Origin of the sequence: Gilvimarinus chinensis DSM 19667 (assembly GCF_000377745.1) — a bacterium.
GTDB lineage: Bacteria > Pseudomonadota > Gammaproteobacteria > Pseudomonadales > Cellvibrionaceae > Gilvimarinus > Gilvimarinus chinensis.
On the sequence record NZ_KB898712.1, the window covers coordinates 77,367 to 90,510 of the forward strand.

General features: G+C 55.5%; 9 protein-coding genes. 3 read left to right on the forward strand and 6 right to left on the reverse strand.

Translation table 11 applies throughout. The features are described 5' to 3' along the window. Positions 1 to 25: 25 nt before the first annotated feature. Both D568_RS21735 and pelA read right to left on the reverse strand, forming a co-directional pair. On the reverse strand, positions 26 to 5,221 hold the full coding sequence (locus tag D568_RS21735; protein ID WP_157497937.1) for a glycoside hydrolase family 16 protein: 5,196 nt from the start codon (positions 5,219 to 5,221) through the stop codon (positions 26 to 28). Positions 5,222 to 5,548: 327 nt separating this feature from the next. Next, a complete protein-coding gene (pelA, locus tag D568_RS0116315; RefSeq protein WP_020210677.1) occupies positions 5,549 to 6,721 on the reverse strand; it encodes a pectate lyase in 1,173 nt (390 codons plus the stop codon). 89 nt (positions 6,722 to 6,810) lie between these two features. Between pelA and D568_RS0116320 the strand changes: the two genes are divergently transcribed. From D568_RS0116320 to D568_RS0116330, 3 genes are all read left to right on the forward strand, one after another. Next, positions 6,811 to 7,260: a nuclear transport factor 2 family protein gene (locus D568_RS0116320; RefSeq protein ID WP_020210678.1), complete on the forward strand. Its 450-nt coding sequence runs from the start codon at positions 6,811 to 6,813 to the stop codon at positions 7,258 to 7,260. Between the two features lie 87 nt (positions 7,261 to 7,347). Further along, complete coding sequence (locus tag D568_RS0116325; RefSeq protein ID WP_020210679.1) at positions 7,348 to 8,301, forward strand: hypothetical protein; 954 nt, start codon at positions 7,348 to 7,350, stop codon at positions 8,299 to 8,301. A 215-nt stretch (positions 8,302 to 8,516) separates the two neighbouring features. Further along, the gene (locus D568_RS0116330) at positions 8,517 to 8,774 is read left to right on the forward strand and encodes a hypothetical protein (RefSeq protein WP_020210680.1); all 258 of its coding nucleotides are present in this window, start codon (positions 8,517 to 8,519) and stop codon (positions 8,772 to 8,774) included. A gap of 61 nt (positions 8,775 to 8,835) precedes the next feature. Here the strand turns inward: D568_RS0116330 and D568_RS0116335 are convergent, their stop codons facing one another. The 4 genes from D568_RS0116335 to metW all read right to left on the reverse strand — a co-directional run bounded on the left by D568_RS0116335 (position 8,836) and on the right by metW (position 13,144). Then, on the reverse strand, positions 8,836 to 11,214 hold the full coding sequence (locus D568_RS0116335; protein ID WP_020210681.1) for a TonB-dependent receptor domain-containing protein: 2,379 nt from the start codon (positions 11,212 to 11,214) through the stop codon (positions 8,836 to 8,838). Positions 11,215 to 11,443: 229 nt separating this feature from the next. Then, positions 11,444 to 12,034 (reverse strand): RdgB/HAM1 family non-canonical purine NTP pyrophosphatase, encoded by a 591-nt coding sequence (gene rdgB / locus D568_RS0116340; RefSeq protein WP_020210682.1) that lies wholly within the window; start codon positions 12,032 to 12,034, stop codon positions 11,444 to 11,446. A 2-nt stretch (positions 12,035 to 12,036) separates the two neighbouring features. Then, on the reverse strand, positions 12,037 to 12,528 hold the full coding sequence (locus D568_RS20490; RefSeq protein ID WP_020210683.1) for a DUF4426 domain-containing protein: 492 nt from the start codon (positions 12,526 to 12,528) through the stop codon (positions 12,037 to 12,039). A 28-nt stretch (positions 12,529 to 12,556) separates the two neighbouring features. Beyond that, a complete protein-coding gene (metW, locus tag D568_RS0116350) occupies positions 12,557 to 13,144 on the reverse strand; it encodes a methionine biosynthesis protein MetW (RefSeq protein ID WP_020210684.1) in 588 nt (195 codons plus the stop codon).

Genomic DNA, 13,144 nt, shown 5'->3' on the forward strand with positions numbered 1-13,144 from the left:
TTTAGTTTATAAATGCTGTAAATGTTTACGTCCTGGGGTCATCCAGTACCCAGCGCACGTTATCTACCTGAATGGTGACGCCACCTTGTTCTCCGGCTGGGAGGATGGCAAAGGGGGTGTTGACCTTGCTCAGATCCAGCCCACCAGTAACAAAGTCTGCAATGGGAACGACGACGGTTTCCCAATCGCCGCTGCCGCTCAGGCTGACCGGTCTATCCCCCGAGGTACAAGGATGAACGCAATCGGCTTTGACAATAAACTCGGTGGTTTGCGCGCTGGCGACATCAAACACTAAATAGCCCGTGTTAAAGGCGCTGACATCGCGCACGGTGCCCGGCTCGGTTTGAATGAACATTAAACCGTTGCCGCCGGCCTCGGTAAACTGCCCTTCAAACACCTGGCCGCGCGCCGTGTCTGCTGCATCAACAACGCTGATTTGCACGTGCGAGCCACTGGCACTCCACTGGCCGATATTGCCCCATACCGGGTCTACCGCGTCGACAAAAATGTCGAAGTCTTCACTCAGCGCCATGGGTGGCTCTACCGGCTTCACATCGCAGTTGGCGACCCCGCCAAGGCAGGTCAGGCGAATGTTTTTTAGCTGGACGTGTGCGGTGCCGTCCACGGGCTCAATCACAAACGGGTTGGTGATATGGGTGTAATCCACTGTTGGGCCCCACCACTCGCCATCGTTGGGTTGCAGTGACCACAGGCGCACGGCTACCTCGGACCAATCGGCGTCGGTACCCACATCAGTGGGTATCTCAATTTCGTGGAAACTCAGATCCGGCCAGCCACTGTCCAGTTTAATGCGCAGCTTAGTGCCCGGCTCTATGTCCAGCACCCGCAAGTCAAAGCGCAATTCACCCAGGTTTTTTGCGCGGCTATGCAGGTTGTCACCAAAGTTCAGGCCGGTTTCAGAGGTTAGGAAGGCGACCGCGGGTAGGCCGTAGAAATCCAGCTCCCAGACGGCTTCACCTTCAGGCCCGGTGGCATTGGGCGTGGAGATAACGGTACTCGCGTCCTCGGGATAAATGCCTGGGGTGAGACCTGAGGAGACCTCGCCTGCATCGCCCTCCAGGGTGAGCGTTTGTACACCGTCCTGGTAGAAGTAGAGTTCGTCGCGGGTGTCCGCTGGCGGCGTATGGCCGGTGATCATCTGCGGTGAATCGCCAATGGTGGCGCAGCCTTTACCGGTGGCCGGGTTAGCGGCGCATTCGTACACGCGCACATAATCTACCGCCATGGTTTGCGGGAAGCTGGTGGTTTCGTCCGGGTAGGGCAACCAGTCTGCTGCGCCTATTGCCAGGTTTAAAATCATATGGAAAGGCTGGTCGAAAGGCTGCGCGCCCGCTGATACCCGATAGCCGATATCCTGCCCGGCCCAGTGGTAGTTAAACCAGTTGCCGTTGTTGGTGGCGAAGTGCACGTCATCGACATACCAGCGAATTTCACCTTCCTCCCACTCGATGGCGTAGGTATGAAATTCGTCCCAGATATTGGCCGGTGGTATATAAGGCGCGCCGCTGTTCTGGTTCCACGGCCACGAGTAACCGTAGTGCAAGGTGCCATGCACAGTATTGGGGTCGGTGTCATGATCGGTGGTGCCGGGGGCGAAGGCCTCGAAAATATCAATTTCGCCACTTTGCGGCCACTCGCCGTAGCTCTGATCGGTGGGCAGCATCCAGATGGCGGGCCACATACCCCGGCCCACAGGCATACGGGCGTGGATTTCCATACGGCCGTATTTCCAGTCTGCCTTGCCCCGGGTGCGCAACCGGGCCGAAGAGTAGTCTTTACACGCGGATGTGTCATTGGGGTCGTAAGTGGGATCTTCCTGATTGACCGCCGGGCCGCACACCTGCGTTGCCTCGGCGCGCGCTTCAATAACCAGTTGGCCGTCTTGTACATAGCTGTTGGCCGGGTCGTCGGTATAGCACTGGGCCTCAAAGTTACCGCCGCCCCAGCAGTTTACTTCGTGCTCCCACTTGCTTGAGTCGATCGAGTCGCCCTCGAACTCATCCTGCCACACCAGTGTCCATCCATCAGGGCCACCGGCGGAGGAGCTGGACGAGCTAGTCACCTCGCTGGATTGGCTCGAGCTGCTGGAGGAGGTCACTGCAGAGCTACTGGCTGAACTCACGACCGAGCTGCTTGAAGAGGTCACCCCTGAACTGGTTGAAGATGAGCTTGAGCTACTGGTCGCTACCGAGCTGGAAGCGCTGGAGGAAGTCTCGCTGCTATCGGCAAATTGCCAGCGGATGTTATCCAGCTGCAACTGCACGCCACTTTGATCGCCCCATACCGGCAGAATCACAAAAGGGGTGTTCATGGCGCTGATGTCAAAGGCGCCATTGGTCCCTGCGTGGCCAAGTAAATCTGCGATATCCAGTGTGTACTCGGTCCAGACATTGGCGATGGGATTGCTGATGATATAGTCGCCGGTACCGATAGCGGGGCCACTTTCAAGCTTAACCACCAGACCCTGGGTGTTGCTGCCAAAGTCCAGGACTTTTAAATCAAACACCAACTGACCTTCGCTGGCGAAGGCGCTCAGGTCTTTGGATTCAGTGGCTTGAATAAACGCCAAACCATTATTGCCACTGGCGCTAAAATCCAGCTGCAGCACATCGCCGCGCTCGGTGTCATTGACGGTGTTAATGGTGATGTGACCGGTGTCGTTATCCCACTTGCCGACACCAAAGTCCCACAGTGGTCCTGGTCCGCCGTTGTTATAAACATCAAACGGGGCGTCAATAACATCAATGCTGGCCTCGCTTGAGCCGGTGCCGCCCACCCAGTGAATGTTATCCACCTGAATGTGCACGCCAGACTGGTCGCCCCATGCGGGAAGAATCACAAACGGGGTGTTCATGGCGTCGATGTTAAAGCCGGTGCTGTTTGGGGCGGTCAGCATATCGGCGATATCAACAGTGATGCTAACCCAATCGCCTACGGCCGGATTGATGGTGTAGTCACCGGTACCCTGCCCGGGGCCACTTTCGGCCTTAACCACTAAACCGCCGGTATTGGTGCCGTAGCTCAGCACTTTAATATCGAAGGTAAGCTGGCCGCTGTCGGCAAAAGCGCGGGCGTTTTTAACACTGGTGGACTGAATAAATGCCAAGCCATTGGCATCGGATTCACTGAATTGGATATCCAGCACTGAGCCGCGGCCGTCGTCGCTGACAACTTCAGCGGTGACATGGCCAGCGCTGCTTGCCCAGGTGCCGATGCCAAAATCCCAGTTTGGGCCGGGCTCGCCGTTGGCAAAAATACTGAAACTGCCTGTTAGCGTATCGCTGACGGCAGCGAGTACCGGGTCAACATCGCAGGGGGTCAGGCAACCCACACGAATATCGGCCAGTTGCACATGGGCCACCCCCGTCGCTTCGATCACAAAGGCGTTAATCAGTTGGCCCAGGTCCATTTGCCCTGCTTCGATATTGTTGGGCTGCAGTTGGTTGATCGCTACTGCTACCTCAGCCCAGTCACCTACAGCAGGTGGCTCAATAACGTGATAACTGACGTTGGGCCAACCGCTGTCGAGTTTAATTTGCAGCTCAGTGCCGGGGTCGATGGACTCCACCCGCATGTTAAAGCGCAGCTCGCCATACTCGGCCATATTGGTGAATTTCAGGCCGTCGTTTACCTCAGGGTAGGCGGCCATATCGGCGGAGGATAAAAACGCGTTGCCCGGTCCGTTAAATTGAATGTCCCATACGGTGTTGTTGCCGTCGCTGGCATCGGGCGTGCTGATCACATTGCCGCTGCCACCATCGTAGAAGCCGGGCACTAGAGTATGTGTGACCTCGCCGTCTGGAGTATTAAAGGTAAAGCTGGCCGGGCCATTGTCGTATAGCGGGAAGGACTCGACCGTCGGGTCGGAGTGGCCCTCTACTTGTGTGGCCCCTTCGCCGCGCTGAGCACAGCCTTTGCCCGTGCTCGGGTCGGCGGAGCATTCGTAGACCCGGACATAGTCCACCTCCATACGTTGGGGAAAGGTGGCAGTGCCGTCCGGGTTGCCGGGCCAGTTGCCTCCCACCGCAACGTTAAGCAGCAGGTGATAGGGCTGATTGAAGGGCGCATCATCTTCCCCCAGGGTAAAGCCCTGCTGCTGGCCGCCCCAGTAGTAGGTAAACCAGTCCTCCTGGGTTTGGGTGGCAAAGTGAACATCGTCCACATACCAGCGAATCTCACCCTGTTCCCACTCTACCGCATAGGTGTGAAACTTCTCCCAGATATTTTCATTGGGGGTGTAGGCGGCCCCGGAGTGCAGATTGCCGGGCCACACGCGGCCATAGTGCAGGGTGCCGTGGGTTTCGTTGCCGCCGCCGGCGTTGGGGTTAACCGCCTCCATAATGTCGATTTCGCCGCTCAGGGGCCAGCCGCCGTATCGGTTGTCGGTCGGCAGCATCCAGATGGCGGGCCAGAGGCCTTTGCCCTCGGGCAACTTGGCGCGGATTTCCATGCGGCCGTAGGTCCACTCGGCCTTGTTACGGGTGCGCAGGCGCGCCGAGGTGTAGGGCAGGGTTTTTGAGGTGTCGCCGGGGTTGTAGGCGGGATTTTCCTGATTGGTTGCCGGGCCGCTGAATGACTCTTCGCGGGCAACAATGTGTAATTTACCGTTTTCTACGTAGCTGTTGTCGGCGCGATCGGTGTAACACTGTTGCTCATTATTGCCTCCGCCCCAGCAGTTAACTTCGTGTTCCCACTTTGTGGAATCGATAGTGGCACCTTCAAACTCGTCTTGCCATACCAGGGTCCAACCCTCGCTGCTGGCCGATGATTCTGAACTGGAAGATGCCAGGCTGCTGGACGAACTGGAAGAATACGATGCAACCGACGAGCTGGATGAGCTGCTAGAGGAACTGCTGGAGGAGGAGACTTCGCTCGACGAGGAGCTGGAGCTGACCACACTGCTGACTGTCGAGCTGGAGGAACTTTCACTTGAACTGCTGGAGCTCTCGACACTGCTGGAACTTGAACTGGAAGAGCTTGAGCTCGACGCGCTGGATACGATAGAAGAGCTTGAGGATGACTCGCTGACCTCACTGGAGGAGGATTCGACGCTGGAGCTTGACGATACATCCACCGAGCTTGCGACGCTGCTCGCCTCCGAGGAGCTGCCGTTATCCGAGCCACCTGAACTGCCGCCACAGGCGGATAGGGCAAGCGCTAACGCACTTACCACAAAGGGTAAATAGGCATTCGATTTCATTGTGACCTCTTTATTATTGTTAATGGCGGGGCCCGTCTGGCGGTGAAGCTCAAGTAGGCTGCCGCTGTTATTGTTGGCCCACAAAACGGTTGGCTTTGTGGGATGGCAGCGAGTGTGGCGGGGCCAGTAAAGAGCGTCGTCCCAGATTCGTGATGGGTACTAAGGTGGCAAGTGTGCTGATTCGGCGGAATAAAAGTGACGGGTGCCACTTTGTGACAAACGGAAAATCTGGAAACTTTTACCAGCGGGCGTTGGTATTTAGCGCGGGTTCACAAAACGCCTGAAACAAGCGGCGCCTTACCCTGTAGTAAGGCGGCGCCAGGGGAGCTACAGGTGCTTGGCGCTCCATTCGGGGTAATCTTTAAGAACCTCTGCGGGCTTATCGGTATACCAGGCGTAGCCGTCGCGGCGCTCCTGGGAAATCTCCATAACATCGTAGTGCACGGACCCGTCCCGATCACCCACCACCGGCTTGTTGCTGCCGATTTCGCAAAAGCGGCCCCAGATAGGCCCCGCTCCCGGCTTTTTGACCAGAACATTGTGGCCGTCTTGATCCTTTTCCCACGCCAAACCGTGCAGTTGATTCGCCGCGAACCAGTCGTGCGCGGCGCTAATGGCCTGTTTGAGGGCCTTACTAGGGGCCTCTAGCGCCATTAAAAAATTAACCAGCTCAGCGCTTTCGGCGGTTGCTAGAGCGACGGGTTCAAACTTGCGGGCATTGGTGGGGGCCAGAGTGTCCGCCTCGTGCTGGGCGCCCCAGATAGTGCGTTTACCGTCCACCACCACCTGAGTGTCAAGCACCGCCTGTAGGCCCCGGGCAAAACTGTCTTGCGCCTGTTTCGCCAGCTCTGGCGAAATAAACTGCAAGGGCTCACGGCGATTGGCGGCGGCTTGTATAACCCGCAGCAGCTTGCCCATGGCCTCGTCGTTATAGGTGATGTAGTCGTGATAGCCGCCGGTCAAGGGGAAGTTCTGCGGCCATCCGCCATTGGGGAACTGCGCCTGCACAATCAGCTTGATGGCACGCTCGACGCCTTGCGCGTAGCGTGGCGTTTTGCTGGCGTTATAGGTACGGGCTAAAAACCAGATTTGCGTGGTGGTGGCGCCGTTGTCAAAGGTGGGTATGTAGTGCTTCTCGACCCCCAGCATCTGTCCCGGCTGGCGGGGCTCAAGGCTCATGTCGGTGCGTTTTGACCAGCCGCCCGAGGGCGTTTGATAACTTAAAATAATGTCGGCAATGCGCTGTGCGTCGTCGGTGTGAAAGTAGGCGTCTTTCGGGTTCGGGTCAAAGCCAAAACGTAGCGTGGGTGGTGCCTCAAGCGGCTGCTCGCGTCCGCTGTCTTGTAACTCCCGGCTAAAGGCCTGTTGGTCTTTTTGCGCCAAGGTTTGCGACAGCTCGCGATACTGTTGCAGTGCTTGGCTCTGTAACGATTGGTCGGTTGCGGCCGCCACAGGCAGCGCACCGTACAGCAGCAGGGTAAAAGCGATGGGACGATACATAGAAACTCCGGATGATCTTATTGTGCCGACAGTATAATATGGCCTGACCAATTAATAATAGTGGTCAGGCTGATCAAAGGTTCGCGCCTATGTTTCGATTCATTAAGTTACTGACACTGGTCGCCCTTGCCCCTGTGAGTAACGCCGACTGTCTGGAGCCAGAGGCACTCAAAACTCTCGATTATCAATACGAGCAGGCGCTGCGAACGGGAGACCGTGAGTTTTTACAGCAGTTGCTGTTGCCAGATTTTGTGTGGGTGCATAACCATGCCGTGGCGCATGAAAGCAAAGCCGATTTGCTCGCTCGCCTGGGGCCGGGTTACCAGGCTCCCAAGTCCCGTGAGCCCAGCGATGTCAAAGTGATTCGTACGGCGACGACAGCGGTGATTCACGGTTTGTCGACGGTGGATAAATTTACCGACGGCCCGCGCCAGGCCAATAGCTATCGTTTTATGCGTACCTACGTAAAACAAGGTGACGAGTGCCGATTGCTGGCAGGGCAGACCATGAAAGTGTGGAGTACAGAAACCGACAATTAGCCTCGCTCTTGTTGATACCATCGGCGATCAAGAAATAGCCGAATTGTGCTAAGCTTTTGCGTTAAATAATAACAGCTGGAGGCAAGGATGAGCCTGAGTACCCGCACACGATTTTTATTTTTCGTCACGCTATTGATTGGCGTATTGATGGTTTACGGGTTCTTGTCTGCAAACAAGCGGTCAACCCAAGCAGAACCTGGCATCAGCCGTATAAATTCCTCTTCAGCATCGCTCTCGAAAGGCGTAAACACACCCACTACCGAACCCGCGACTGAGCGTCATTTGCCAGAATCCGCTCGCCGCAATCCGCAGGACTTTGCGGACGAAGACAAATACCGGCGCTTATGGGTTGAGCGAGGATGGGATGAGGAGCAGCTGGAAATTTATAAAAGCTATTCCATGGAGACTCTTAAAGCTTTATCAGAGGATGGCGATGTCTACGCCACTATGGCCTTAGCAGAGGAAAATGATCACTGGTTGTTTAAGACTGATTTAAAACGCTTTCAAGCCTTAAGCGAGCAAGAGCAACAGCAGGCTCTGCTTGAGGTGGATCAGGAGAGCTTGCGATTGCGGCGCCTGGCGGCGGCGCAGGGCTCGACGCGAGCGATTAGTTCCCTGTTCTACGAAAAGGGCTCTTTACTGCATTTAATTGAAAATGAGGGCTTTGGTCGGTCTGCCGATTATTATCGCCAGGTGTATGACTACAATGACCCGGCGGTGCCCTTAGAGTGGGAACTGGCGTTGGATGCCGCTGCGCTTGCTGTGGTGCAGGGGCGGCGCGGTGAAGTTACCCGGGCGCAGGTGAGTCTTGCAGCTTTAGCTAACGATTATGGTTTTGAAATTACGCTGGTAGATTGGCCAGAGATATTAAACCGCGCCGATACATTTTATAGCGAGATTGCTCGGCAGCGCTCGAGCCTGGGGTTGAACCCTTTCGATAACTCGGTGGTCAGGGGCTACGATGGCAATTACCGGGGTGAGCCCAACGAGTTTTATTCCAACCTGTCGCCCGATACCTTGCCTGAACTTGAGTTGAGATGAGCCTTTGTCATCAAGTGGCTTCTGGTAACGTCAGAGGGCTTTGCGCACAAACTGCTTCTCAGTATCTTGGCAAAGAGCGCCGGTAGTGAATTTTGGTTTACTCGTGGCAATTAACGGTCATTACAATTGAGAGTGAATTGAGTCACTTGGCCTGACGGCTTATGATTAAAAATTCAAAAATTGCTGGAGCTGGATCCGGCCATCAGGAAAGATTCATGACAGGCGCCTTGTTGCCGGGCGGAGAACTCTACTCACTTAACACCTTAGAGCCCACCATCAAAACCATTGCGGGGTTCATTGGATTGGCCGAGCCTGAGTTTATTCGCGTAGGCTACGAGGAGTATCAAGATAACCGGCACTTGGATTCTAAGGCGCGGGCGTTTGAGGAGCTGACGCAGCGTATAGAAGGATTAACGGAAGCTACTGCCTATGCTGAAGGCACACAGGAGAGTTCACCCGCCGCTATGGCTTGATCTTACGAATTGAGGAAGGAGCTGGGCAGACCCGCTTTCGGGGCCTGCCCAAGGGCAGAGGTTAAAAACTCATCTGCAAACTCAGCCAGTAATTGCGGCCGGCGTCTTTGATGTTGTAATCGTCGGTAAAAATAACCTCGCTTACGGCACCGCGGCCGGTGGCCAGGGTGTAGATGCCATCGCCGTCCAGATCAACATAGTCTGTGGTGTAAGAGGTAAAGTCCTCATCCATCAGGTTGTTGACCCGGCCGTACAGGGTGATGCTGTCGGTGATCTGCCAGTTCAACCCAAGGTGATAGAGGTCATAGCTTTTGTAGTACAGCGGCTTATCCAGCACGGTGTCCCAGCTGCGGTAACGATCGGAACGCAGCTCGGCCTGCAGGGTCATGGTGACATTCGGCAGGATGGCCCAGTCGAGCGACGCGTTGGCCATGTGCTCGGCGGTGTTGGTCAGCGGCTGGCCTTCGTCCGGGCCACTTTTCTGTTCACTGTCGGTCCAGGTGTAGTTGGCATTTAGCGACCAGTTATCCGTGATTAAATAGAGGCCCGCCATTTCCACACCCTGAATCGCCACTTCATCGATGTTAATTTTTTGGCTGTAGGTGGTGTAGCCCAAGTCATCATAGGCGCCCAGGTTGACGCAGGGGCGAACACCGCCGGTGGTTTCACAGCTGTAAACCGTATCGCCACTGGCAATTTTATCGTCGAACTGGGTGTTGAAGTAGGTCACGTTGAAGTTGTGGCCGTAGGCACTGGTCCAGTACAAAGCGATTTCGCTATTGACGCTGGTTTCAGGTTCCAGCTCTGGGTTGCCGGCAAAAGGCGAGGTGCCCTGGCCGCCAAAGCCGGTAATGCCGTCGTACAAGTCGGTGGTTTGTGGGGTTTTATAGCCAGTGGCCACGCCGCCTTTGAGCGTCCAGTTATCGCTGATGGTGTACACACCGTACAGGCGAGGTGACACCTGGCTGCCGAACACATCGTGGTCGTCGTAACGTACACCCGCGGTCACGGTAAAGGGGGTGACGGGGGTCCAGCTGTCCTCGACAAACAGCGAGTACATTTGCTGTTCTTGTACCGCACCCGGGTTACCGCTTTCCATGCCGAACACGCCGTCTTCCAGCTCGCCGTCAATGGCCTGACCGCCAATAACCAGCATGTGGCTGCCCATGGCTTCCAGCGGAATATCCACCCGTGCATCCAGGGTGTACTGGCTGCTGTCCAGCGGGCGGTCGGGGCGCGGCAGGAAGGTTTCTTCGGCCAGGTCGCGGCGCTCGTCTTCGCTCATGCCAGCGTAGTCACCCGTGCCTTCGTACATTTGCTGCAATAGTTGGCGCTCGGCAACGGTAAGCGGCAGAGTGCGGCCATCGTTTTGTGTGTCGACGTAAGACAGTGACACAGAGCTGGTGCCAAAGCCCCAAGTGGCGTCATGACTCAAAGACCACCATTCGCGATTAAATTCCTGATCCGCCGCATAGCCTGCGCGCGGGTTAACTTGGCCGCCGCGCGCTTGCCAGAGTGCTTCAATATTGTCTTTGGTGCCCAACGGGTAAGACAGCTCACCGGTGTCTGGGTTGGTGAATGGGGTGTTGTCGTAAATCTGCTCAGAGTAGTCGTAATCAAACCGCAGGGTGTTGTTTTGGTTGGGGGTGTAGGTCAGGCTGATGCCGTATTCCTGTTTTTCGCTGTCGACGGTACGGCCGCCGCCGCCAAAGCCCAGGCTGCGGTAATGCACTTCACCATTGGGGTCGACGGCGGGCTCAAATTCAGGGGAGGATGCTTCTGACTCGTAGTAGCTGCCGCGCACGCCCAGGGCTAATGTATTGGCAATCAGTGGTCCCGAGGCCGAAAAGTCCACCTGGCCGTCGTTGCCGAAATCCTCGCCTTCCTGAATGGTGCCCGCCAGGTTCAGCGTGCCGTGCCAGCGGTCGGTGACTTTTTTGGTAATGATGTTGATCACACCGCCCATGGCATCGGCGCCGTAAAGGGTAGAGGCCGGGCCGCGAATCACTTCGATGCGCTCAATCGCCTCGGCCGGTGGCATATGGCCAAAGGCGTTGCCGCCGAAGTTGTTGGGGTAAATGTCGCCGTGGTTATTCTGGCGTTTGCCATCAATCAAATACAGGGTGTACTCGCCGGTCAGGCCGCGCATGCTCACACTGCCTTGCCCCGTTTTATCGCGGGTGGTGCCGATATCAATACCTTCCTGGTACTTCAGCATATCCAGCAGATTGACGTGGGGGCGCGTCATGATTTCGCCCTGGTCGATAACCGAGATACTGGCGGGGGCGTCGGTTATCTTTTGTTCATAACCCGCAGCGGTAACAACGATTTCTTCGGTGATTTTAGGCTCGGATGATGGTGCTGCCTGAGCGGACAAAGCGACCACGGACGAGGCGCAAAGGCTCAGCAGACCGCCTGCGCGGTAATGAGTAATAGACAAGTTAACCCCCAATAGTTTTAAACAAGATTAGTAATGCAGGCGAGAATTATTCACATCTAGGTTTGTTTTTCAAGTGATAATGCAAACTTATGTTGTTTAAGAAAAAGTGATTCGGTGCCGATGGAGTGAGTTAGGGGTGAATCACCAGCAATGGTTGGTGTTGTAGTGGGTGGGGTAGGGAGAATAAAAAAGCGGTGAGGCGTCACCGCTTTAAAAGTGGAAAAAGTCGTTACTGCAATTGGGATAGCAGTGATTGAAGAGCCTTGGCGCGGTGGCTGATCTTGCCTTTTTCGTCTTTGCTGAGTTCGGCGGCCGAGCAGCCGTGTTCCGGGGCAAAGAACAGGGGGTCGTAGCCAAAGCCGCCTGTGCCGGTGGGCGCTTCTAAAATGCGGCCTTCCCAGCTGCCTTGGCAAATGAGTGGGGTGGGGTCTTCACTGTGGCGCATATAGACCAATACACACTGATAGCGCGCGCCGCGCTCGGAGGCGGGTACGCCTTGCAGTGCCTGGAGTAGCTTGGTGTTATTGCTTTCATTGGTGGCGTTGGGGCCCGAATAGCGCGCCGAGTAAATCCCCGGCTGGCCTTTTAAATAATCCACCTCGATCCCCGAATCGTCGGCCAGTGCGGGTAGGCCGGTGGTGCGGCAGGCATTACGCGCTTTGATAATGGCATTTTCCACAAAGCTAAGGCCGGTCTCTGCGGCATCTGCCACATTAAATTGCGATTGCGGCAATACCTCAAACCCGACATTGGCCAACAGCTGCTGAAACTCGTTTAACTTGCCTGGGTTAGAGCTTGCCAATACCACTTGTTGCGTCATTTTTAATCCTCCTGCACGTAAAGCTTGCGCGAGAATGTAACCTCAAGGGGCCTGGCCGTACCTTCGGGGGTGACTTCAATGGCAAAGTTATAGACTTCTTCATTGGTGTGTCTGAGCGGGGCGATGTAATAGGTCGCATCGCCTTCGCTGATGGTTTTAAAGTCCAGTGTTTGCAGTTGCTGAATTAAATTTTTGGCGGTGCCCGTGACTTTGGCGGGTAAGCCCAGGCTGGTTTGGTCGCCTTTGGTTTCAGTCACGCTGATGTTCACCAATACTTGATTGCGAGCGCGGTTGATTTGATAAATCTCAGCCACCGCTGGCGGCACAAAGGCACTGTTGAACACGCTGAAGTGTACCGTGTAGCTGCCAAAGGTTTTGCTGCGTTCTGATTTATCCAGCTCGCGCGCGGTGGGAATTTCTTTTTGTGCCCAAGCTAGACCGCTGCTTAACAGTAAAGCTACGCATGCCCAGCGGCAAAAATGGCGCAGGTTCATGTGCGTCTCCGAGGTAAGTCGTTCATGGCTACTTGCTCAAATGGTAAATTGCTGTCTCGCCAAATAAGTTGGGTGACAAGTCTCCCAGCCATTGGGCCGATCGCTCGTTAACCACTTGGCGATGCAAAACATTAATGTATTTTTCGCGGCACAGCACTTCAAAATCGGTAAACGTACAGAAGTGAATATTGGGGGTGTCGTACCACTCGTAAGGCAGTAAATCGGATACCGGCATGCGGCCTTTAATAGCTAAATGATAGCGCGCTTTCCAGTGGCCAAAATTGGGGAAGGTGATAATGCACTCTTTACCAACGCGCAGCATTTCATCCAGCACGATGTGCGGGTAGCGCATGGTTTGCAGCGCTTGGGTCATCAGTACTGTGTCAAAGCTGTCGTCTTCAAAGTTACCCAGGCCGTGCTCCAGGTTTTGATTAATCACATTCACGCCGCGACTGATGCAGGTTTGAATTTGCTCGGGGTCAATTTCCAAGCCGTAACCGCGCACGCTTTTTTTCTCGCTCAGTAGCGCGAGTAAGCTGCCGTCGCCACAGGCGAGATCCAGTACGCGACTCTCGGGAGCGATCCAGGTAAGTAGCTGGTTAAAGTCGAAGCGCAT